The organism is Paraburkholderia sp. JHI2823, from assembly GCF_038900695.1.
Taxonomy (GTDB): domain Bacteria; phylum Pseudomonadota; class Gammaproteobacteria; order Burkholderiales; family Burkholderiaceae; genus Paraburkholderia; species Paraburkholderia mimosarum.
On sequence record NZ_JAYMRY010000005.1, the window covers coordinates 14,761 to 37,514 of the forward strand.

Below are 22,754 nucleotides of genomic sequence, written 5' to 3' on the forward strand. Positions count from 1 at the left end.
CGAACAGATATAGATCGATATTTCATCCATTTCTAATGAAAATAAAACCGTTGGATCTCGATGGCGTGCGGGCCTTCGTCCTCGTTGCCGAACTTCGCAGCTTCACCCGCGCGGCCGACGTACTCCATACCACGCAGTCGGCCGTCAGCCTCAAGCTCAAACGCCTCGAAGCGCATCTCGGCAAGCAACTGCTCGAGCGCACGCCGCGTGTGGTGCGGCTCTCAGCCGACGGCCGCACGTTCCTAACCGCGGCTCGCGATCTCCTCGGGGCGCATGAACGCGCGCTCGGCGCACTTTCCCGTGACGAGCGGCGGCTCGCGCTGGGGCTCAGTGAGCATGTCGCCGATGCCAATCTGGCACGCCAGCTCGCCCAGCTTCGCAATCATGACCCGGGGCTCGTGATCGAACTGCATCTGGGGCTCTCGGCGCATTTGCTGGCGCAGTTCGACGAGCGTCGGCTGCAGGCGGTGATCGTCCGCCAGGAGGAAGAGGAGGCGGCGCGCGGCGACGCTCGCCGGCTCTTTGCCGAGCCGCTCGTCTGGCTCGCCCAGCCGCAATGGCAGTGGCAACCCGGCACGCCACTGCCGCTCGCGCTGCTCGCCGCGCCTTGCGCGGTGCGGACAGCGGCGCTCCGCTCGCTCGACGCCGCAGGCATCGCCTGGACAGAGGTGTTCGTGGGCGGTGGCGTCGCCGCGGTGGGCGCGGCGTTGGTCGCCGGTCTCGCGGTTTCGCCGCTCGCCCGGCGCGTTGCGCCGCGCGAACTCGTCGACGTGGGCGCACGGCTCGGTTTGCCTGCGCTGCCGGCTTCGCAAGTCATGCTCCACTCGCGGGTGCGCGAGCCAAGGACTGCGGCGACGCTGCAATTGCTCGCTGCGGGGCTCGGCACCGGCTAGCAGGGCGCGGGGCGCCAGGCGGTGCCGAGCCCCGGATCGGCGGTAGCTCGAATCGCCTGCATGGACGCCGCCGCGTGAACCCTGGGGCAGTCAAGCTTGCAATAATCCATATATGGACTAATATCTACTAAAAGTTCAATCTGGGACTCGACCACCATGCCACCCGCCACCGCTTCCGTCACCCCATCGCGCCGTCAGGGCGCCGAGCCTTCGTTGAGCGAAATGTCGGCGGCAGGGTTGAGGGCGTTTTTCAGGATCGCGCTCGCCTGGGACCTGAGCACCGACGAGCAGATTATTTTGCTCGGCTCGCCGGGCCGATCCACGTTCTTCAAGTGGAAACAGTCGCCGCAAACCGCCCGCCTCGGCCGCGACACACTCGAGCGCCTTTCGCTGCTGCTCGGCATCTACAAGGCTTTGCAGATTCTCCTCCCCCAGCCCGCCTCCGCCGACACCTGGATCAAGCGCCCCAACAGCGCGCCACCCTTCGGCGGCCGGCGCGCGCTCGACCGCATGCTGGCCGGCAACGTCAGCGACCTCGTGGCGGTGCGCCAGTATCTCGACGCCATGCGAGGCGGCTGGGCGTGACGCAAACGATCTGGCAGGACCGCTGGCGCAGCGCCCAGCTCACCTGGTCGCCCGCGTACCGCGTGATTCCCACGCGTTTTCCCGCCGTGAACCTGTTCGACCGCGTGGCTTCGGCGGAAGACTTCGAGGCGCTCTATGCGCTGGAAGCGCTCACCAACGACCGTCTGCGCACCGAAACCGGCGAACTGGACCTCGTGCCGCGCGAGGAGCGCCGCTTCGGCCCCGGCTATGGGCCGATCATGGCGGCGTTCACGCATCTGAATCCACAGGGCAGCCGTTTTTCCGACGGGACCTACGGCGTGTTTTACTGCGCGCGCTCGCGCGCCACCGCCGTCGCCGAAACGCGCTATCACTCGGCGCTTTTTCTCGCGGCCACGAATGAGCCGCCCATCCGCCAGCAAATGCGGCTCTACACGGTGATTGCGGATGGCGAGGTCATCGATCTGCGCGATGACCCCGCGCTGGATCCCGCCGTGCTCTCGCCCGACGACTACACGGCCGGCCAGGCACTGGGCCGCGCCGCCCGCGAGGCGCGCGCGCCGGGCATCGCGTATTCGTCTGTGCGCGACGCGGGCGGCGAATGTCTCGCCGCGCTCAGCACGACGCTGCTGCGCGCGTGCCATCACGCGGCGTATCTGGAATACAACTGGAACGGGCACACCATCGACATGGTGTTCGAGTTGAACAGAATCGTCTGACCGGCGCGGCAACAAGGCGGCCGCAGAGGCACAAGCCTCAGGGCAGCAAGATCGCGGCCGCGCCCTGCGCCAGCGCCTCGACCGTCGATACCGACCAGATGCGCGAGGTGAGCGCCTCGACCATGGTAAGGCGCCCTTCGGTGATGAAAGCCCCGGTGTCGATGAACACCTGCGAGCCGATCTGCCGCACTTCGCGCACGGGCGTATGTCCGCAGAACGTCAGCGAGAGCGCATGGCGCGCCGGGTCGCCCTTGCCGAGCACGAGATCGCGCCCCCAAAGCAGGCGTTCGCGCACATCGGGCTCGAACTGGCCGCTGTCGAGGGCGGCGTCGTCGCCGAAGAATTCCGCGTGAATCACATTGAAACGCTTCTCCCCATCGCCCACCACGCGCGCGAGCGGCAATTGGCGCAAGCGTTGCGCATAACGCACGAGCACCTCATCAGGGACGGTCTGCGCCCAGCCGCCGCCGATTCCGTACCAGCGATTGCGCGGCATGCGGCCTTCGGCCACGGCGCACAGCGCGTCTTCGTGGTTGCCGAGCACCGCATGGAACCACGGTTTGTCGAGCAGTGCGAGCGCCTGCTCACACTGCTCGCGATCGCCGCGGTCGACAAGATCGCCCACCGAGAACAGTCGGTCGCGCGAGGTGTCGAATTCGACCTCGCGCAAAAGATAGCGCAGCGCCTCCACGCAACCATGCAAATCGCCTACGACGAAGTCGCGACCTGCAAGGTTGGCGCGATGATGCTGAACGGGAGCGTCGGGTGTTTGCGTCATGGTTTCATCATAGCGCTGTGTGAGTGGGGCGTATGAGCGCCAAACATCGTAAGACCTGCGATTTCGCGGCGCGTCGAATGGCAGTGGCCGTGATCGTACGCAAGTGCCGTGCCCGAATCCTGGTTTGCGAAGGCTGTTCTGTCGAGCATCGTCGACCTCTTTCCCTTAGCTTTCGTCGTGGAATCCGACGCGGCCTCCCGGACGCCTCAAGCTCCGATGCCGCGCATGACTGCGCACCTCGACGCCCGGTCATACACGGTAGAATCGCCGCAACCCGAAGCCCGTCGCAAACTGCACGCCAGCATCCATTGCCCCCTTGCGCGGCACGCCAAACACCATGAACGTCATTCCACAGGTACTGCGCAACCGGCCGCATCTGATGATCGCCATCGCCGTAGGCATCATGCTCGGCGCGCTCTCGCCCCCCTCGATCCGCCCTTTGGCGCGCACCCTGCTCGGCTGGGACGCAACGGTGTGGACCTACCTCGTGCTGATGTGGTTCCACATGGCGTTCGCAAACGAAGAAAGCGTGCGCGCAAACGCCCGGCGCAACGACGAAAACGCGGTCACGGTTCTCGCTCTCATTTGTACGGCAACGGTCGCGAGCATCGTCGCCATCGTGCTCGAACTGGGCACGACGAAAGACCTCGGCACGGCCTCGAAAGTCCTGCATTCCGTGCTCACCGGCTTGACGCTCATCGGCGCGTGGTTTCTCATTCCCACCATTTTCACGCTGCATTACGCACGCCTCTATTACGGCTCCGATCCTGGCGAGCCGGCCCTCGCGTTTCCCGACGCGCATCTCACGCCGAATTACTGGGACTTCCTGTACTTCTCGTTCACCATCGCCTGCGCGTCGCAAACCGCCGATGTCGGCCTGCGCGGGCGCAGCGCGCGGCGCGGGGTGCTCGCGCAATCGATCCTGTCGTTCTATTTCAATGTTGCCGTGCTAGGGCTCTGCGTAAACATCGCCGCCAGCATGGTCGGCAGCTAGACTGACCGCAGTCTCGCTTCGCTGAAAGCATTCCGGCAATCGATGCCGGACGCTCCCCTCTCTGCCCGCTTTCACGCATTCGAGCGCCGCCGCTTGCATGGTTCGCGCGTGGGCATGTGCCTTGCTCGGCCACACCGGAAGTCGCCACGCGGCGCACGCGGTTTGGTTCCGGCCTGCTATTGCACTACTCTGAACAGCACGTGCCTGTCCACCACGCGCAGCGCGGCACGCTCCGGCAGCCCCCGGGCGGCGTGATCGCATTTCGGCTGAACCGTCCTGCATCCCCGTCGCCTGACGTACCTGGAATACGACCGATGGAACCTCCCCACGCCTATGCGCCGCGGATCTATTTCGTCCATTCCCTCCTTGTCGGACCACTCGAGGCGTGGCCGGCGCAGTTCGCCCGCGCGGCGTCGCTTGGCTTCGACCACGTCCTGATCGGCGCGCTGTTCGCAGCGGGCGCGGCGGGCGACGACCGCATCGTCGCCGATCATGCGCGTCTGAACGCGGCCTTCGCCAGCGCGCTTTCGGTAGACGACGCCGTACGCGAACTCGCTCGCGCGGCACAAACGCAGGGTGTCACGCTGCTCGCGGACCTCGTGCTCGACCGCGCCGCCGCCGACGGTGCCCTCTACACGGCGCACCCCGAATGGTTCCATCCTTTCGAGCCGGAAGACGCGCGGCTCGATCCGCGCCACGGCCATCGCGAAGCCAACGTCGCCTACGCGGATTTCGAGCGCGCGGCGGCGCCGCTCATCGCATGGTGGACGGCGCGCGCCATCGCGCTCGTCGAAGCCGGCATTGGCGGCTTTCGCATCGACTCGCCGCACCGCACGCCGCCGCATGTGCTGAGGTCGATTTTCGATGCGGTGCGCGCACGCTCGGCAACAACGCGCTGGCTCGCCGCAACGCCGGGGCTGCCTCGCGAAGCGATCACGCACCTGGAAGGCGCGGGCTTCGACGCCACGTTCTCGTCCCTGCGCTGGTGGGACTTCTCGTCGAGCTGGCTCGTCGAGGAGCACGCTGCATTGCGCCGCGTGGGCTCGCCGATCACGTTTCCGGAGGCGCCCTATGGCGAGCGCTACCTGCACGACCAGGAAGGCGCAGCCGACGCGCGCGCCGTCGAGCGCGCCTATCGCCGCATGCTGCGCGCAGCGGCCGCGCTCGGCACCGGATGGCTGATGCCGATGGGCTTCGAATATGGCGTGGACGAAGCGATAGCGCATAGCGGCAACAGCGTGCAAGCCTGGGAAGCGGCGAAAGCGCGCGCACCGTTCGACCTGAGCGCCGACGTCGCGCACGTCAACGCGCTGCAACGCGAGACCTGGCCCCTGCAGACCAACGGCGAGCTGCGCGCGCTCAATGGTCCAGGCGCGAGCGTCGCGGCGCTCCTGCGCGGCGACCGCGCCGACTTGCGAGACGCTGGCGACGCCGTGCTCACGCTCGTCAATCCCGCGCTCGCCGCGGCGGTGCGCGTGGATCTCTCGCGCCTCCTCGACGGCGTGCCTGGCGGCTTCACGCGCTTCGCACCGCTCGACGCGGAAACGCTGCGCGGCGCGCGCATGCCCGCGACGCGCGACGCGAGCGCGATACCCGATGTCTTCACGCTGCCGGCGGGCGCATGCTGGATGTTTCGCGCGCTCGCGAGCCCGCCCGTGGTGCTCGCGCCGCCCGAGGACCGCGGGAAGTCAAGCACGAGCGGACACAAGAGCGTGAGCGACGCGATCGCCGCGCCGCGTATCGCGATCGAAAGCGCGACACCTTCTGTCGATCACGGACGCTTTGTCGCGAAGCGCACCGTGGGCGAACGTTGCGAAGTGCGCGCGGCTATCTTCGCCGAAGGCCACGACCGCATCGACGCCGCCGTGCTCTGGCGCGCCGCCGACGAAACTGCCTGGCACGAGTCGCCCATGACGCCCGTGCCGCCTGCGGGGACCGACTTGTGGGCGGGCCGCTTCCCGCTCGATCGCGTGGGGCGCTACGAATACGTGGTGATCGCATGGCGCGACGACTTCGCCTCGCTCGCCGAACATGTGCACAAGAAGCGTGCTGCGAACCAGGCCGTCGATCTGGAGATGGAAGAAGCGAGCCGCCTTTTCGCACTCGTGCTTGCAACCGCCGACACATCGGACGCCGACGGCGACACCGGCAAGCGCACCCGCGACACGCTCGACGCCATCGTCAAGCGCTTCATTGGTGCGGATACCGAAACACGTTGCGCGCTGCTCGCCGCGCCCTCCACGGCCGCCGCCGTGCGCGCGGCGCATCACCGCCCCTTCCTCTCGCGCGACGCGATCGTCAATCGCGTGGATGCGGAGCGCAGCGCCGCGCGCTTCGCGAGCTGGTACGAGATCTTCCCGCGCTCGATGAGCGACGACGAATCGCGCCACGGCACCTTCGACGACGTGATCGCCAAATTGCCGCGCATCCGCGAAATGGGCTTCGACGTCCTGTACTTTCCGCCGATCCACCCCATCGGTCTCGCGAATCGCAAGGGGCGCAACAACTCGCTCACGGCGCAGCCCGGCGACTTGGGTAGCCCGTATGCGATCGGCGCGGCCGAAGGCGGCCACACCGCCGTGCATCCGCAACTGGGCACGCTCGACGACTTCCGCCGCATGCTCGCCGCGGCGCACGAACAAGGCCTCGAGATCGCGCTCGACTTCGCGATTCAATGCTCGCCCGACCATCCGTGGCTCAAGGCGCATCCGAACTGGTTCGCGTGGCGGCCCGACGGCACGCTGCGCTATGCCGAGAACCCACCGAAGAAGTATCAGGACATCGTGAACCCCGAGTTCTACGCGCACGACTCGAAACCCGCTCTGTGGCTCGCCTTGCGCGACGCGATCCTGTTCTGGGTGGACGCGGGCGTGCGCATTTTCCGCGTGGACAACCCGCACACGAAGCCGCTGCCATTCTGGGAATGGATGATCGCCGACGTGCGCGCGCGCCATCCCGACGTGATCTTCCTCTCCGAAGCCTTCACGCGGCCGCGCCTCATGTACCGGCTCGCCAAGCTCGGCTTCTCGCAGTCGTACACGTATTTCACGTGGCGCGAATCGAAGCGCGACTTTACCGACTACCTCACGGAGCTCACGCAAACCGAGGTGCGCGACTTCTATCGCCCGAACTTCTTCGTGAACACGCCCGACATCAATCCGCGCCACCTGCAAACCGGCGCACGTTCGAGCTTCCTGATCCGCGCGGCGCTAGCGGCAACGCTTTCGGGGCTCTGGGGCGTGTATTGCGGCTTCGAATTGTGCGAGGGGCGTGCGCTGCCCAACTCGGAAGAATATCTGGACTCCGAAAAATACCAGCTGCGCGCGTGGGACTGGCATCGGCCCGGCAACATCGTCGCGGAGATCGCCGCGCTCAACCGCATACGCCGCGCCAACCCGGCGCTGCACACGCATCTCGGCATCACGTTCCTCGATGCGCGCAACAACTCCATGCTCTGCTTCGAGAAGGCCACGCCCGCGCGCGACAACGTGATCGTCGTGGCGATCAATCTTGACGCCTTCAACGAACAGGGCGCCGACTTCGAACTCTCGTGGGCGACGTTCCAGCGCTGGCACCTCGACGACCATGCCACGCTCAACGTGGTCGACGAAATGACGGGCGAGCGCTTCGACTGGTACGGGCGCTGGCAGCATGCGCGGCTCGATCCGCATGCGCGGCCCTTCGCAATCTGGCGCATCGAGCCGGCGACTGGGCTGCCGCGCGAAGAACCCCCGCCCGAACACGCCGATGAGCACGCCGAAGCCCACATAGCAGGCCACCCCGAACTCGACGCGGACTTCCCGCCCGTAGGTGCGACATGAAACGCGACCCCGCTACGCACGAGCCTGTGGCAACCAACGTGCAGACCGTCACGCGCGACCCGACCGTGTCCGACCCGCAGCGCCGCGAAGAGCGCGCCACGCAACGACGCGGCAAGCCTTCGCTGCTCGGCGACGACCCGCTCTGGTACAAGGACGCGGTGATCTACCAGGTGCACGTGAAATCGTTCTTCGATGCGAACAACGATGGCGTGGGCGACTTTCCGGGCCTCCTCGCCAAGCTCGACTACATTGCGGGCCTTGGCGTGACGGCGATCTGGCTGCTGCCGTTCTATCCCTCGCCGCGCCGCGACGACGGCTATGACATCGCCGACTATCGCAACGTGCACCCCGACTACGGCCAGCTCGCCGACGTGCGCCGCTTCATCCAGGAAGCGCACGCGCGCGGCATTCGCGTGATCACCGAGCTCGTCATCAACCATACCTCGGACCAGCATCCGTGGTTCCAGCGCGCGCGCCGTGCAAAGCCCGGCTCGAATCATCGCAACTACTATGTGTGGTCCGATACCGACCAGAAGTACCAGGGCACGCGCATCATCTTCATCGACACGGAGCCGTCCAACTGGACGCACGACCCCATTGCGGGCGCGTACTACTGGCACCGCTTCTATTCGCACCAGCCCGACCTGAACTTCGACAATCCCGCCGTGCTGCGAGAAGTGCTGCAGGTCATGCGTTTCTGGCTCGACATGGGCATCGACGGGCTGCGCCTCGACGCCGTGCCCTATCTCGTGGAGCGCGAAGGCACGAACAACGAGAACCTGCCCGAGACGCACGCGATCCTCAAGCAGATTCGCGCGACCATCGACAAGCACTACCCGAACCGCATGCTGCTTGCCGAGGCGAACCAGTGGCCCGAAGACGTGCAGGAATACTTCGGCAAAGAAGACGAATGCCACATGGCGTTCCACTTCCCGCTCATGCCGCGCCTCTATATGGCGATCGCGAGCGAGGACCGCTTTCCGATCATCGACATCATGAAGCAGACGCCCGATCTGCCCGAACGCTGCCAGTGGGCGATCTTCCTGCGCAACCACGACGAGCTCACGCTCGAAATGGTCACCGACTCGGAGCGTGATTATCTCTGGAACACCTACGCGAGCGACCGCCGCGCGCGCCTGAACCTCGGCATTCGCCGGCGGCTCGCGCCGCTCATGGAGCGCGACCGCCGCCGCATCGAGCTCATCAACTCGCTGCTGTTTTCCATGCCAGGCACGCCGGTGATCTACTACGGCGACGAGCTAGGCATGGGCGACAACATCCATCTTGGCGACCGCGACGGCGTGCGCACGCCGATGCAGTGGTCGTCGGACCGCAACGGCGGCTTCTCGCGCGCCGACCCCGAACAGCTCGTGCTGCCGCCGCTCATGGGCTCGCTCTACGGCTACGACGCGATCAACGTCGAAGCGCAAAGCCGCGACCCGCATTCGCTGCTCAACTGGACGCGGCGCATGCTCGCCACGCGCCGCGCGAAGCAGGCGTTCGGGCGCGGCTCGATCCGCTTCCTGCGGCCCGCGAACCGCAAGATCCTCGCGTATCTGCGCGAAATGCCCGGCGAAGCGCCCATTCTGTGCGTGGCGAACCTGTCGCGCGCGCCGCAGGCCGTCGAACTCGACCTCTCCGAATTCGCCGGGACGGCGCCCGTCGAAATGACGGCCGATTCCGTCTTCCCGGCCATCGGTCAGTTGCCCTATCTGCTGACCTTTCCGCCCTACGGCTTCCTGTGGTTCCTCCTGTGCCCCGGCAACCAGCGGCCTTCGTGGAGCCAGCCGACTTCGGAACAGCTGCCCGAATTCGTGACCGTGGTGATACGCGAAGGACAAACGGGTGCGACGCCCGAAAACGTGCGGCTGCTCGAATCGGAAGTGCTGCCTTCGTGGCTCTCGCGGCGGCGCTGGTTCGCCTCGAAGGACAAGCCGCTGCGCTCGGTGCGCCTCGCGGCGCTCACGACGATACATGGCGCGGGGTTTGCGTTCACCGAGATCGAGGCGGAACTCGCGGATGGCACGAGCGAGCGCTACGTACTCCCGATCGCCATCACGTGGGGCGCCGAAATCACCACGCCGTTGCATATCCAGCTCGCGCTCTCGCGCGTGCGGCGCGGCCGCACCGTGGGCTACCTAACCGACGCCTTTTCGCTGCCCTGGTTCGCCTACGGCGTGCTGCGCAAGCTGCGCGAACACGCCGCGGTGCCCACGGTGCAACAGAGCACGATCCGCTTCGAGCCGACCGACCGGCTCGACGAACTGGACCTGGGCGAAGCGCCGGAAGTGCGCTGGCTCGCCGCCGAGCAGAGCAACAGCTCGCTCGTCATCGCGGAAGCACTCGTGCTCAAGATCGTGCGCCGGCTGATGGCGGGGGTGCACCCCGAAGCGGAAATGAGCCGCTACCTCACGAAGCTTGGCTACGCGAACACGGCGCCGCTCTATGGCGAAGTGGTGCGCGTCGATCCCGCGGGCGTGCCGCACACGCTCGTCATCGTTCAGGGCTTTATCGACAACCAGGGCAATGCCTGGGACTGGGCGCTCGATTACCTGCGCCGTACGATCGACGAACTCGCGCTCGCCATGAACGACGACACGAGCGTCGATCAGGCGCACGAAGAAGAGGCCGTGCAAGGCTACTGCTCGGTGATCGGCGCGATCGGCAAGCGGCTCGGCGAATTGCACGCGATGCTCGCGCGACCCACCGAAGACGAAGCGTTCGCCGCCGTCGCCGCCACGCCCGACGACGTCCGCGCCTGGATCGCCGATGCGAAGTCCATGCTCAACGAAGCGCTCGATATCGTCGCGCAGCATACGGGCAACGACGAACAGACGCTGGACGCCGATGCACGCGACCTCGCACGCGGCCTGATCGAGCGCCGCAAGGCGCTCGTCTCGAAGATCGACGAACTCGTGCCGCTCGATGCAAAGGCGGCGCGCATACGCATACACGGCGACTTCCATCTGGGTCAGGTGCTGCTTTCGCAGGGCGACGCGTATCTGATCGACTTCGAAGGCGAGCCCGCGAGAGCGCTCGAATACCGGCGAGCGAAGACCTCGCCGTTGCGCGACGTGGCGGGCCTGCTGCGCTCGCTCTCTTATGCGGGCGCCGCTGCGCAATCGACGCTCGAGAACGCGCCGCAGCCGGTCGTCGACCGCAAGCGCGCGCTGTTCGAGCGCTTCCGCGGCTACGCGGCCGAAGCGTTCCTGAGTCAATATCGCGCGGCCGTGGCCGAAGCGCCGCTCACGCTCGTGAGTGCGTCGCACGAACAGGCGCTGCTCGACCTGTTCCTGATCGAGAAGGCGGCCTACGAGATCCGCTACGAAGCGGCGAACCGCCCCGCGTGGCTCGCACTGCCGGTGCGCGGGCTCGCGGCGATCGCGGCGCGCGTGCTCGGCCTGGCCCCCACGCAGTCCCATTCCGGAGGAGGTGCCCATGGCTGACCGCGCGCCCCACGCCGGCCTGAATCCGCAGGATGCCGACGCGCTCGCCGGCGCACACCATTCCGATCCTTTCGCAGTGCTCGGGCTGCATTGGGTGGACGGCGCGCCCTATGTGCGCGCGTGGCTGCCGAACGCCGCAGGCGCGAGCGTGGTGGCGCGCGACCGCGCCCACACGCTCGGCGAGCTCGCGCTCGTGCACCCCGCGGGACTCTATGCGGGGCCGCTCGCGCAAGCCGTGCCCTACCGCCTCGTGATCGACTGGCATGGCGTCAGCCAGGAAATCGAGGACACCTATTCATTCGGTCCGCAGCTTTCAAGCGAAGCGCTGGTGCGCCTCGCCGACGGCGACCCCTACGCGGTGCTCGAATGCCTCGGTGCGCGCCCGCTCACCTGCGAGGGCGTGCCCGGCGTGCGCTTCGCCGTCTGGGCGCCGAATGCGAAACGCGTGTCCGTGGTGGGCGATTTCAATGCGTGGGACGGCCGTCGCCACCCCATGCGGCTGCGCCATGAGGCAGGTGTCTGGGAGCTCTTCATTCCGCGCGTGGCGGCGGGCGCGCGGTACAAGTATGAAATCCTCGGCGCGCGCGGCGCGGTGCTGCCGCTCAAGGCGGACCCCTGCGCGCAGCAGACGGAATGCCCGCCGGGCACGGCTTCGATCGTGGCGCCCGTCGAGGCCATCGAGCATTACGCGTGGCGCGATCACGACTGGCTGCAAACGCGCGTGCAACGGCAGAACGCGCGTGCCGCGATATCGGTGTACGAAGTGCACGCGCCTTCGTGGCTACCCACGCAGGGCGCCGACGCCCCCGCGCCGAACTGGGCCGCGCTCGCCGAACGCCTGATCCCCTACGCGCAGGGCATGGGCTTCACGCACCTCGAATTGCTGCCCGTGGCCGAGCATCCGTTTGGCGGCTCGTGGGGCTATCAACCGCTTGCGCAATTCGCGCCCACGGCGCGCCTCGGCTCCCCGGTGGACTTCGCGGCGTTCGTCGATCGCGCGCACGAAGCGGGCCTTGGCGTGATTCTCGACTGGGTGCCCGCGCATTTTCCGAACGACACGCACGGTCTCATCGATTTCGACGGCACCGCGCTCTACGAGCATGGCGATCCGCGCGAAGGTTATCACCCCGACTGGAACACGATGATCTACAACCTGGGACGCCGCGAGGTGAGCGCGTTCCTGATCGCATCGGGCCTTGCGTGGCTCTTGCGCTATCACGTGGATGCACTGCGCGTGGACGCCGTCGCCTCGATGCTCTATCGCGACTATTCGCGCGCGCAAGGCCAGTGGGTGCCCAATATCTACGGCGGCCGCGAGAATCTCGAATCGATCGCCTTTCTCAAGCGCCTCAATCACGAAACGCAATACGTGCCCCAGCGCCCCGGCGTCATCACCATTGCCGAGGAATCGACAGCATGGCCCGGCGTCACGGCGCGCCCCGAAGACGGCGGCCTCGGCTTCCAGTTCAAGTGGAACATGGGCTGGATGCACGACACGCTTCACTACATGCACGAGGACCCCGTTTACCGCCGCTATCACCATCATCTGATGACGTTCGCGATGGTCTACGCGTGGTCCGAGCGTTTCGTGCTGCCGCTTTCTCACGACGAAGTGGTGCACGGCAAGGGGTCGCTGCTAGGCAAGATGCCCGGCGACCGCTGGCAGAAATTCGCGAATCTGCGCGCGTACTTCGGCTTCATGTGGGCCCACCCCGGCAAGAAGCTGCTCTTCATGGGCGGCGAGTTCGGGCAAATGGCCGAGTTCGATCACGACGGCACGCCGCACTGGAACCTGCTCGACGACCCGCAGCACCGCGGCGTGCAAACGCTCGTGCGCGACCTGAACCGCCTCTACACGAGCGAGCCCGCGCTCTATACGCTCGACTCGGAGCCCGGCGGCTTCGAGTGGCTCGTTTCCGACGACACGGAAAACAGCGTGCTCGCATGGCGCCGCGTGGACGGCTCGGGCGGCGAGATCGTCGTGATCTGCAACTTCACGCCGGTGCCGCGCCACGGCTATCGCATCGGCATGCCGCAGCCCGGCCAGTGGGAAGAGGTGCTGAACACCGACGCCGAGGTCTACGGCGGCTCGAACATAGGCAACGGGGGGCTCGTCAACACCGAGAGCGTTGCGAGCCACGGCAAGCCGCAGTCGGCCGCGCTCGTTCTCCCGCCGCTCGGCACGCTGATCCTGCGCCTGCGCCGCTAGCGGTGCGCAGCATCGAAATAATCAGGAATCCGATGCAAAACGAAGAACAACATGGGGAGCATCGTCATGGCGAATGGCCCGCCTGATCGCCTGCTGCCCGGTGCTCCATGGCCGCTCGGGGCGACGTGGGACGGGCTCGGCACCAATTTCGCCGTGTTTTCGGCCCACGCCTGGCGCATCGAGTTGTGCCTCTTCGACCCGACCGGCCGCAAGGAACGCATCCGCTATACCCTGCCCGAATGCACCGACGAGGTGTGGCACGGCTATTTGCCCGGCGCCCATCCCGGCACCGTCTATGGCCTGCGCGCGCACGGCCCCTATCAGCCGCATCTGGGGCACCGCTTCAACCCGCACAAGCTGCTGCTCGACCCTTACGCGCGGCGGCTCATCGGCCAGTTCCGCTGGTCGGACACGCTCTACGGCTACCGCGCCCACTCGAACCGCGTGGACCTCTCGATCGACCGGCGCGACTCGGCGCCCGCCATGCCCAAGTGCGTGGTCGTCAACGACAACTTCGACTGGTCGCGCGACCGGCGGCCCAATACGCCGTGGGGCGACACCGTGATCTATGAAGCGCATCTGCGCGGACTCTCCATGCAGCGTTACGATTTGCGCACGCACATGCGGGGCACCTTCGCGGGGCTGGCCGCGCCGCGCTTCATCGAGCACCTGCACAAGCTCGGCGTGACGGCGATCGAGCTGTTGCCGGTGCACGCGTTTCTGACCGAGCGCTTTCTGCTCGATCGTGGTCTGCGCAACTACTGGGGCTATAACCCAGCGGCGTTCTTCGCGCCCGAACCCAGCTACCTGGTCGGCTACGACACCGACGAAATGCGCATCGCCGTGCGGCAGTTTCATGCGGCGGGTATCGAGGTCTTTCTCGACGTGGTCTACAACCACACCTGCGAAGGCGGCGAGATGGGCCCCACCGTCTCGTGGCGCGGCCTCGACAACGCCTGCTATTACCGCTGCGTGCCCGGCGACGAGCGCCACTTCATCAACGACACGGGCTGCGGCAACACGCTCGATCTTTCGCATCCGCGCGTGCTGCAGATGGTCGCCGATTCGCTGCGCCACTGGGCCACGTCATACGGTATCGACGGCTTTCGCTTCGACCTCGGCGTGACGCTCGGGCGCGAGCCCCCGGGCTTCGACCCGCACGGCGGCTTCTTCGACGTGCTGCGCCAGGACCCCGTGCTCTCGCAGTGCAAGCTGATTTCCGAACCGTGGGACGTGGGCCCCGGCGGCTACCAGCTTGGCAACCATCCGCCCGGCTTCTCCGAATGGAACGACCGCTTTCGCGACAGCGTGCGGCGCTACTGGCGGGGCGCGCCGGGCCAGCGCGCGGATCTCGCGGCGCGCCTCACCGGCAGCGCGGATCTGTTCGACAAGCGCAGGCGCCGGCCGTGGGCGTCGATCAACTTCATCACCTCGCACGACGGCTTCACGCTCGCCGACCTCGTTTCGTACGAGCGCAAGCACAACGAGGCCAACGGCGAAGAGAACCGCGACGGCCACAACGAGAACTGGAGCGCGAACTGGGGCGTGGAAGGCCCGACCGACGACCCCGCCATTCTCGCCACGCGCGCACGCGTGGCCCGCTCGATGATGGCCACGTTGTTGATCGCGCTCGGCACGCCCATGCTGCTCGCCGGCGACGAGGCGTGCCGCACGCAGCGCGGCAACAACAATGCGTACTGCCAGGACAACGATATGTCGTGGTTCGACTGGGCGCTCGCCGAAACGCCCCAGGGCAAGGCCATGACACGCTTCGTCGCGCGTGTCATCGCGCTGCGCCGCGAACATCCGCTGCTGCACGAAACGCGTTTTCTGTTCGGCGAGCGCGAGCTGATGCCCGGCGTGCACGACATCGACTGGTTCGACGAACGCGGCGAGCCGCTCTCGCCCGAGGCCTGGCATGACCACGAAGCCAGCGCCTTCACCATGCGGCGCGCAGGGGCGGGACTCCACGGTGAAATGGAAGTATTGTTGATGATGCTGAACGCTTCGCAAGGCGCCGTGACGTTCGCCGCGCCCGACCCGCGCATGGCATGGGAGGTGCTGCTCGATACGGCGCGCCCCGACGCGGCACCCTATGCCCTGCCCGACACGACGTACGAGCTGGCCGCGCGCGCGCTGGCCGTGCTATGCGCCCGGCCGGCGCGTGCCGGTACGCACCGGCCGCCGGGCGCTCGCAGCGACGCGAACGCGCCCGACCCGCGCCGCAACCCGGGCGCGCCCGGGTCGGGCCCGCTTGCGGGTCCGGATGAAGCCGCCGCAGGATGAGGGAAGGACGCCAAGGAACCCGCCATGTCCCCGCTTACGCATGATCCGCACGTCCGACATTACATGCATTGCCTGCCGTTCGGCGCGCAATTGATCGGCGCGGCGCACGCACAGCCGCATACGCGCTTTCGCTTCTGGGCACCGTCGTGCGAGGCGGTGCAGATCATGTTCGAGGACGCGCCGGACGCTCCTGCCCCCCTCGACATGACGCCGAGCGGCAACGGCTGGTTCGAGGCGCAGGCGCAGTGTGGCCCCGGTACCCTTTACCGCTACTGCATCGACGATCGGCAACGCGTACCGGACCCCGCATCGCGCTTTCAGCCGCAGGGCATACACGGCCCCAGTCAGGTGCTCGACCCGCGCGCATATGCCTGGCGGCACGCGCACTGGCAAGGACGGCCCTGGGAGGAGACCGTGCTCTACGAACTCCACGTGGGCGCGCTCGGCGGCTACACGGGCGTGGTGAAGCGCCTGCCCGCACTCGCGGAACTGGGCGTGACGGCCGTCGAACTCATGCCGCTCAATGACTATCCGGGCGAGCGCGGCTGGGGCTACGACGTCGTACTGCCGTATGCGCCGCACGCGGCCTATGGCAGTCCTGACGAACTGAAAGCCCTCATCGACGCCGCGCACGGGCTGGGGCTGCAGATGTTCATCGACGTCGTATATAACCACTTCGGTCCCGACGGCAACTGGCTCGGGCGCTATGCCAAGCCGTTTTTCCGCGAGGGCGTGAGGACGCCATGGGGCGACGCGCTCGACTTCGACCGCTTCGAAGTGCGCGACTTCTATTGCGACAACGCGCTTTACTGGCTCACGGAATATCGTTTCGACGGTCTGCGCATCGATGCCGCGCACGCGATCGGCAACACCAACTGGCTGCGCGAGCTCGCAGACCATGTGAAGGCGCGCGTGGAGCCGGGCCGCCAGGTGCACCTCGTGCTGGAAAACGAGCACAACGAAGCCAATCTGCTCGAATCGCATTTCAGCGCGCAATGGAACGACGACGCGCATCATTGCTTTCACGTGCTGCTGACCGGCGAATCGGAGGGCTACTATCGCGCGTTCAGCGATTCGCCGATCACGAAGCTCGCGCGCGTGCTTGGCGAAGGCTTCGCGTATCAGGGCGACCCGTCGCCCGTGCATGCGGGCCAGGCGCGCGGCGAGCCGAGCGCTCACCTGCCGCCCACCGCCTTCGTGATGTTTCTGCAGAACCACGACCAGATCGGCAATCGCGCGCTCGGCGAGCGGCTGCGCTCGCTGACCGACGACGACGCCCTGCGCGCGGCCACCGCGATGCTGCTGCTATCGCCGCAAATTCCGCTGCTCTTCATGGAAGAGGAATACGGCTCGACGCAACCGTTCCAGTTCTTCACCGACTTCGCCGGCCCGCTCGCCGACGCCGTGCGCGAAGGCCGCCGCCGCGAATTCAAGGCGTTCAGCGCGTTCAGCGACGAAGCGAGCCGCACGCGCATTCCCGATCCGAACGCGCTGCAGACCTTCGTGAATTCGTCGCCGCCCGCCGATGCGCCGCTCGACGGCGAGCGGCTCGAATGGATGCACTTCTACAAATCGGCGCTGTGCGTGCGCGCGCATCTGCTGATGCCGCGCCTGCGCCACGCTCGCGCGCTCGGCGCGAGCGTGCTCGCCGACGACGCCCCGAACGGCCTCGCCGCGCTCGTCGCACGGTGGCGGCTCGACGACGGCGAAACACTCACGATCGCGTTGAACCTGGGCCGCGACGGCGTACGCCTCGATCCGCGGCCCGAAGGCATGGTGATCTTCGAGACGCCGCCGCGCGCGCGCGACTATGCGGACAAAGGCATGCTGCCGGAAAGCGCATGCATTGCGTGGCTGACCGGCGACGTACCCGAGTTCTCGGGCAAGCACGATGCGCGCGTCGTGCACCGCGAGGAGCCGTACGCATGAGCACGGGGCGCCGCAGCGATTCACTCGCGAAACTCGCCGCCCGCGCGGGCTTCGAAGTCGAATGGACCGACGCCCATGGCACCGTGCAGCACGTGCCCGATAGCACGCTCGCCAGCTTGCTCGAATGCGCAGGGCTGCCCTGCGCGAACGCCACGCAAATCCGCCAGAGCACGTCCGCGCTCAACGCGGAGCAGTCGGCGCGCCGCCTGCCGCCGCTCATCACCGCCGAATGCGAAAGCGCGATCGAACTGCCGCCTTCGGCCGTACGCGCGGGGAGCCACTACCGGATCGACCTCGAGAGCGGCGAGCATATCGAAGGCCGCTTCACCACGCCGCGCGGCGAGAGCGCCTTGCTCGCGCCGCTTTCGGAGCCCGGATATCACACGCTCACGGTCAACGATCATCGCCTGACGATTGCCGTTGCGCCGCCACACTGCCATACCGTCGCCGATGCCTGGCGCGCCCGCCACGGCGACAGCGGCCCGGTTCCGCCGCTCTGGGGACTCGCCGCCCAATTGTATGGACTCCGACGCAAAGGCGATGGCGGCATCGGCGACTATACGGCGCTCGCCACGCTCGCCAAAGAAAGCGCGCAACGCGGCGCGCAAGCGCTTGCGGTGAGTCCGACGCACGCGATGTTCAGCGCGGCGCCCGGTCACTTCAGCCCTTATGCGCCTTCGTCGCGGCTCTGGGTCAATGTCGCGCACATCGACCCCGCTGCGGTATTCGGCGCCAAGGCGGCACACGACGCGAGCGTGGCCGCGCATGCCGGTGACGCCTGGCGCGAACTCGAAGCGGCGCCGCTCGTCGACTGGCAGCGTGCCTTGCCGCTCAAGCTCCAGGTGTTGCGCGCACTGTTCGAGCGCTTCGACACGCAAGAGCGGCCGAGCGGTTCGCCGCTTGCCGCCGCCTTCGAGGCATTCTGCGCACAGGGTGGCGAGCCGCTCGAAGACCACGCGCGCTTCGAAGCGCTGCAGGAAACCATGCTGCGCGACCCCGGCGGCCCTCGCCACTGGCGCGACTGGCCCGAGCCGCTGCGCGACCCGCGCAGTCCCGATGTGGCGACGTTCGCAGAGGAGCATCGGCGCGAAGTCGATTTTCATCGCTTCCTGCAATGGCTCGCGGCGGAAGGACTCTCGAACGCGCAGCGCTGCGCGCGCGACGCCGGGATGGCGATCGGCCTCGTCGCCGATCTCGCCGTGGGCTGCGACGGCGCCGGCTCGCACGCATGGTCGCTGCCGCAGGACATGCTGCAACGCGTTTCCGTGGGCGCGCCGCCCGACATCTTCAACCAGGCCGGGCAAAGCTGGGGCCTCACCACGTTCTCGCCGCGCGCGATGCACAACAACGGCTTTCGCGCGTTCATCGACATGCTGCGCGCCGCGTTCGCCCACGCGGGCGGCGTGCGCATCGATCATATCCTCGGGCTGCGGCGTCTCTGGCTCGTGCCCGAAGGCGAAAGCGCGCGCCACGGAGCCTACCTGCGCTATCCGTTCGACGACCTCGTGCGGCTCATCGCGCTGGAGTCGTGGCGTCATCGCGCGATCGTGATCGGGGAAGATCTCGGCACCGTGCCGCCGGGCTTGCGCGAAAGGCTCGCCGCGCACGGCCTCTACGGCATCCGCGTGCTGTGGTTCGAGCATGACGGCAAGGGCTTCATCGCCCCCTCGCGCTGGGATCCGCACGGTGTCGCGACCACCACCACGCACGATCTCGCGACGGTCGCGGGCTGGTGGCGCGGCGCGGACATCGACTGGCGCAACCGCATCGGCCAGACACTGGCGCGTGCGGACGGCCGCGACCCCGTCGCGCTCGAACACGCGCGACGCGCGACCGATCGCCTCGCGCTCTGGCGCGCGCTGCAGCAAAGCGGCTTCGCGCCGCCCGACGCCAACCCGCCGCCAGCCGACGATCCGCCTGTGAATGGCGCACTCGGCTACGTGGCGGCAACGAAGTGTCCGCTCGTCACCTGCCCGCTCGAAGACCTGCTCGCGTTGTCCGACCAGCCGAATCTGCCCGGCTCCATCGACGAGCATCCGAACTGGCGCCGCCGCCTCACGCTGCCCGTCGAATCACTGTTCGCCGATCCGGGCGTTGCGGCGCGCGTCGAGACCGTCGTTCGGGCACGCGAGGCCGTCGCGCGCACCCAGGCCGATGCCAGCGCAGCCGACACGGGCGCCGATACGCGCGACGCCAACCCAACCGCCAGCGGCGCGCCGGGCGCGCCCGAAACGAAGCCGACGCCATGACACACCCTCGCGCGACGCTGCGCCTGCAACTCCATCAGGGCTTCACTTTCGACGACGCGCTCGCGCAGCTCGACTACTTCGCCGCGCTCGGCGTGAGCCATCTCTATCTTTCGCCGCTCACGACCGCGCAGCCGGGCTCGATGCACGGCTATGACACCGTGGACTACGGCACGGTCAGCGCGGAACTGGGCGGCGAAGGCGCGCTGCGGCGCCTGGCCGCGAAAGTGCACGAGCGCGGCATGGGCATCGTTGCCGACTTCGTGCCCAATCACATGGGCGTGGGCGGCGCGCACAACGCATGGTGGCTCGACATCCTCGAATGGGGACGTCACAGCGCCTATGCGCGTCACTTCGACGTGGACTGGCACTCCCCGGACCCCGCGCTGCGCGGCAAGGTGCTGATGCCGTTTCTTGGCGCACAGTACGGCGAGGAACTCGCGGCGGGGCGCATCGAACTGAAGTTCGATCCTGTGGCCGCACGCTTTTACGTGCAGTACGGGCCGCACGTGTGCCCGATCTGCCCGACCGACTACGCCGTGCTGCTGCAATCCGCGAACCGCGCCGACCTCAATACGCTCGCCGGGCCGTTCCAGGGCCTCACGACACAGCCCGACGATCAGGCGCGCGCCGCCGCCGGGCGCGACGCGCTGCGCGCGTTCGTGGAAAGCGCCGGCACCGACCCGATCGATTTCGCTCTGGAATCCTACTCAACTGCGGACCCCGTGGCGCGCGACAGGCTGCATCGTCTCCTGGAGCGCCAGCACTTCCGTCTGGCCTGGTGGCGCACCGCCACCGACGAGATCAACTGGCGGCGCTTCTTCGACGTCACCACGCTCGCGGGCGTGCGAGTGGAGCGGCATGACGTGTTCGAGGCCGTGCACAAGCTCCTGTTCCGGCTCTACGCAGACGGCGTGATCGACGGCGTGCGCATCGACCATGTCGATGGCCTCGCCGATCCGCGCGAGTACTGCGAGCGGCTGCGGCAGCGGCTCGCCGCGCTGCGCGCCATGCCGCCTTTCATCGTGGTCGAGAAGATCCTCGCGCACGGTGAAACGCTGCGCGACGATTGGCCCGTGCAGGGTACGACGGGTTACGACTTCATGAACGACGTGGGCGCGTTGCTGCACGATCCCGCTGGCGCAGCCCCGCTCGCCGAAGCGTGGGCCGCGATTTCGGGCGACGACAGGCCCTTCCAGGACTATGCGCTCGACGCGCGCCGCGAGATGCTGGCCGCGTATCTTCCCGCCGAGCTGGACCATGTCACGCGCGCGCTCCATCGCATCGCACGCGAGCTGCCGGCCACGCGCGACACCACGTATGCATCCGTGCATCGCGTGGTCGCGCATCTGGCGATCTATTTCCCGATCTACCGGATCTATCCGGTCAATGGTCTGCGCAGCGCCCTCGACAACCGCTATTTCGACGTCGCGCTCGAAGCCGCGCGAAGGGCGTTGCCGCGCGCGAGCCTCGCGGCGCTCGGGCTCGTCGACGCCTGGCTCGGCGGCTCCGCACCCGAGGCGGCCGCCAGCGCCGGCAACAGCGGCGGCGGCGTGAAGGCGCCGCGCACCGCGCAAGCGGGCGCTGGCAGCACCCAGTCGAACCCGCCGCTCAGCCATGCGCTGATCGCGCAGCGCACCGCGCTCGCGCTGTTCTCCCAGCTCACCGCGCCGCTCGCTGCAAAGGCGACGGAGGACACGGCGCTCTACCGCTACGGCCGCCTGCTCTCGCGCAACGAAGTGGGCGCGGATCCCGATGACTTCGCGCGCACGCCGCACGACTTTCATGTGGCGAACCGGCTGCGCCAGCGGCGCCCGTTCGGCCTGCTCGCCACGGCCACGCACGACCACAAGCGCGGCGAGGACGTGCGCGCGCGCCTTGCGGTGCTGAGCGAAATCGCGGGCGACTGGAGCGCCACGCTACGCGCCTGGTCGACGCTGAACCAGACGCATCGCCGCAACGAAGGCGCCGCGGGCACGCTCTGGTCGCCAGGGCCGACGGTCGAGGCGATGCTCTATCAAACGCTGGTCGGCTGCTGGCCGCCCGACCTGGACCCCGGCGACGAAGCGGGCGTGCATGCGCTCGCGGAACGCGTCGCGCAGTGGCTGTTGAAAGCGCTGCGAGAAGCGAAGCTGCGCACCAACTGGCTCTCGCCCGACGAACAATATGAGTCGGAGTGCCAGGCATTTCTCTTCGATATCCTGGCACCGCAGCGGCGCGACGGCTTCCTTCAGGCGCTCGCCGGATTCGTCGCGCGCGTGGCGCCCGCGGGCGCGGTCAATTCCCTGCTGCAAACGGTGCTGCGGCTCACCTCGCCCGGCATACCGGATCTCTATCAGGGCACCGAACTATGGGATTTCAGCCTCGTCGATCCGGACAACCGGCGGCCCGTCGATTACGCGTCCCGCGCTGCCGCGCTCGACGATCGAGCGCCCGCCGCAAAGCTCGAGGAATGGCGCAACGCGCAAGTGAAGCTGGCCACTGTGCGGCGCCTGCTCGCAGTGCGCGAGCGCGCGCCGGAACTGCTGCGCGAAGGCGAGTATCTGCCGCTCACGGCGAACGGCGCACAGGCTGCGCATGTGATCGCGTTCGCGCGCCGTCATGGCAACGCGTGGGCGATCGTGATCGGCACGCACCTCGCTGCCGGCCTGCTGGACGGCGACACGCCGCTCGTCGCGACCGAGCGCTGGGAAGATACGGCGGTCGAGTTGCCGAAGGGTCTTGCCGAGGCATCGCTTCACGACTGGCTCAGCGAGATCACGCATACGGTCGGCAACGGCAACGCGCTCGCGTTGCGCGACATCTTGAAGGCGATGCCCGTGGCCGTGCTCTGCACGCTCACGCGCGGCTAGCACCACACTCGGGGCAC

Annotated in this window: 12 protein-coding genes; 11 read left to right on the plus strand and 1 reads right to left on the minus strand. The window is 67.7% G+C overall.

Annotated features, from left to right (window positions below):
- Positions 1–41: 41 nt before the first annotated feature.
- From VSR34_RS07790 to VSR34_RS07800, 3 genes are all read left to right on the plus strand, one after another.
- A complete protein-coding gene (locus VSR34_RS07790; RefSeq protein WP_342962349.1) occupies positions 42–893 on the plus strand; it encodes a LysR family transcriptional regulator in 852 nt (283 codons plus the stop codon).
- Positions 894–1,049: 156 nt separating this feature from the next.
- On the plus strand, positions 1,050–1,478 hold the full coding sequence (locus tag VSR34_RS07795; RefSeq protein WP_028211063.1) for an MbcA/ParS/Xre antitoxin family protein: 429 nt from the start codon (positions 1,050–1,052) through the stop codon (positions 1,476–1,478).
- On the plus strand, positions 1,475–2,176 hold the full coding sequence (locus VSR34_RS07800; protein WP_342962261.1) for an RES family NAD+ phosphorylase: 702 nt from the start codon (positions 1,475–1,477) through the stop codon (positions 2,174–2,176). The genes VSR34_RS07795 and VSR34_RS07800 overlap by 4 nt, the downstream gene beginning before the upstream one ends.
- A gap of 37 nt (positions 2,177–2,213) precedes the next feature.
- On the opposite strand, the gene VSR34_RS07805 is transcribed toward VSR34_RS07800, so the two are convergent.
- Positions 2,214–2,954 carry a metallophosphoesterase gene (locus VSR34_RS07805; protein ID WP_028229801.1) on the minus strand — a complete coding sequence of 247 codons (741 nt, stop codon included), beginning with the start codon at positions 2,952–2,954 and terminating at the stop codon, positions 2,214–2,216.
- A gap of 337 nt (positions 2,955–3,291) precedes the next feature.
- Here VSR34_RS07805 and VSR34_RS07810 point away from each other — a divergent pair, with 337 nt between their 5' ends.
- The 8 genes from VSR34_RS07810 (at position 3,292) to treY (ending at position 22,737) form a co-directional block, all read left to right on the plus strand.
- A complete protein-coding gene (locus VSR34_RS07810) occupies positions 3,292–3,948 on the plus strand; it encodes a DUF1345 domain-containing protein (protein WP_028211066.1) in 657 nt (218 codons plus the stop codon).
- Positions 3,949–4,262: 314 nt separating this feature from the next.
- On the plus strand, positions 4,263–7,769 hold the full coding sequence (locus VSR34_RS07815) for an alpha-1,4-glucan--maltose-1-phosphate maltosyltransferase (protein WP_342962262.1): 3,507 nt from the start codon (positions 4,263–4,265) through the stop codon (positions 7,767–7,769).
- The gene (gene treS, locus VSR34_RS07820; RefSeq protein ID WP_051390840.1) at positions 7,766–11,215 is read left to right on the plus strand and encodes a maltose alpha-D-glucosyltransferase; all 3,450 of its coding nucleotides are present in this window, start codon (positions 7,766–7,768) and stop codon (positions 11,213–11,215) included. The genes VSR34_RS07815 and treS overlap by 4 nt, the downstream gene beginning before the upstream one ends.
- Positions 11,208–13,424 carry a 1,4-alpha-glucan branching protein GlgB gene (gene glgB / locus VSR34_RS07825; protein ID WP_342962263.1) on the plus strand — a complete coding sequence of 739 codons (2,217 nt, stop codon included), beginning with the start codon at positions 11,208–11,210 and terminating at the stop codon, positions 13,422–13,424. Before treS ends, glgB begins: the two co-directional genes overlap by 8 nt.
- Before the next feature lie 66 nt (positions 13,425–13,490).
- The gene (gene glgX / locus VSR34_RS07830; RefSeq protein ID WP_081715934.1) at positions 13,491–15,710 is read left to right on the plus strand and encodes a glycogen debranching protein GlgX; all 2,220 of its coding nucleotides are present in this window, start codon (positions 13,491–13,493) and stop codon (positions 15,708–15,710) included.
- Between the two features lie 24 nt (positions 15,711–15,734).
- A complete protein-coding gene (treZ, locus tag VSR34_RS07835; RefSeq protein ID WP_028211068.1) occupies positions 15,735–17,639 on the plus strand; it encodes a malto-oligosyltrehalose trehalohydrolase in 1,905 nt (634 codons plus the stop codon).
- Positions 17,636–19,888 carry a 4-alpha-glucanotransferase gene (gene malQ, locus VSR34_RS07840; RefSeq protein WP_342962264.1) on the plus strand — a complete coding sequence of 751 codons (2,253 nt, stop codon included), beginning with the start codon at positions 17,636–17,638 and terminating at the stop codon, positions 19,886–19,888. The genes treZ and malQ overlap by 4 nt, the downstream gene beginning before the upstream one ends.
- A complete protein-coding gene (gene treY / locus VSR34_RS07845; protein WP_342962265.1) occupies positions 19,885–22,737 on the plus strand; it encodes a malto-oligosyltrehalose synthase in 2,853 nt (950 codons plus the stop codon). Before malQ ends, treY begins: the two co-directional genes overlap by 4 nt.
- The last annotated feature ends 17 nt before the right edge of the window (positions 22,738–22,754 follow it).

Bases quoted from the DNA above. Each gene is read 5' to 3' on its own strand.
- VSR34_RS07805 (WP_028229801.1), bottom strand. From the start codon at position 2,954: ATGACGCAAACACCCGACGCTCCCGTTCAGCATCATCGCGCCAACCTT.
- treY (WP_342962265.1), top strand. From the start codon at position 19,885: ATGACACACCCTCGCGCGACGCTGCGCCTGCAACTCCATCAGGGCTTC.
- treZ (WP_028211068.1), top strand. From the start codon at position 15,735: ATGTCCCCGCTTACGCATGATCCGCACGTCCGACATTACATGCATTGC.
- VSR34_RS07810 (WP_028211066.1), top strand. From the start codon at position 3,292: ATGAACGTCATTCCACAGGTACTGCGCAACCGGCCGCATCTGATGATC.
- malQ (WP_342962264.1), top strand. From the start codon at position 17,636: ATGAGCACGGGGCGCCGCAGCGATTCACTCGCGAAACTCGCCGCCCGC.
- treS (WP_051390840.1), top strand. From the start codon at position 7,766: ATGAAACGCGACCCCGCTACGCACGAGCCTGTGGCAACCAACGTGCAG.
- glgX (WP_081715934.1), top strand. From the start codon at position 13,491: ATGGCGAATGGCCCGCCTGATCGCCTGCTGCCCGGTGCTCCATGGCCG.
- VSR34_RS07815 (WP_342962262.1), top strand. From the start codon at position 4,263: ATGGAACCTCCCCACGCCTATGCGCCGCGGATCTATTTCGTCCATTCC.
- glgB (WP_342962263.1), top strand. From the start codon at position 11,208: ATGGCTGACCGCGCGCCCCACGCCGGCCTGAATCCGCAGGATGCCGAC.
- VSR34_RS07795 (WP_028211063.1), top strand. From the start codon at position 1,050: ATGCCACCCGCCACCGCTTCCGTCACCCCATCGCGCCGTCAGGGCGCC.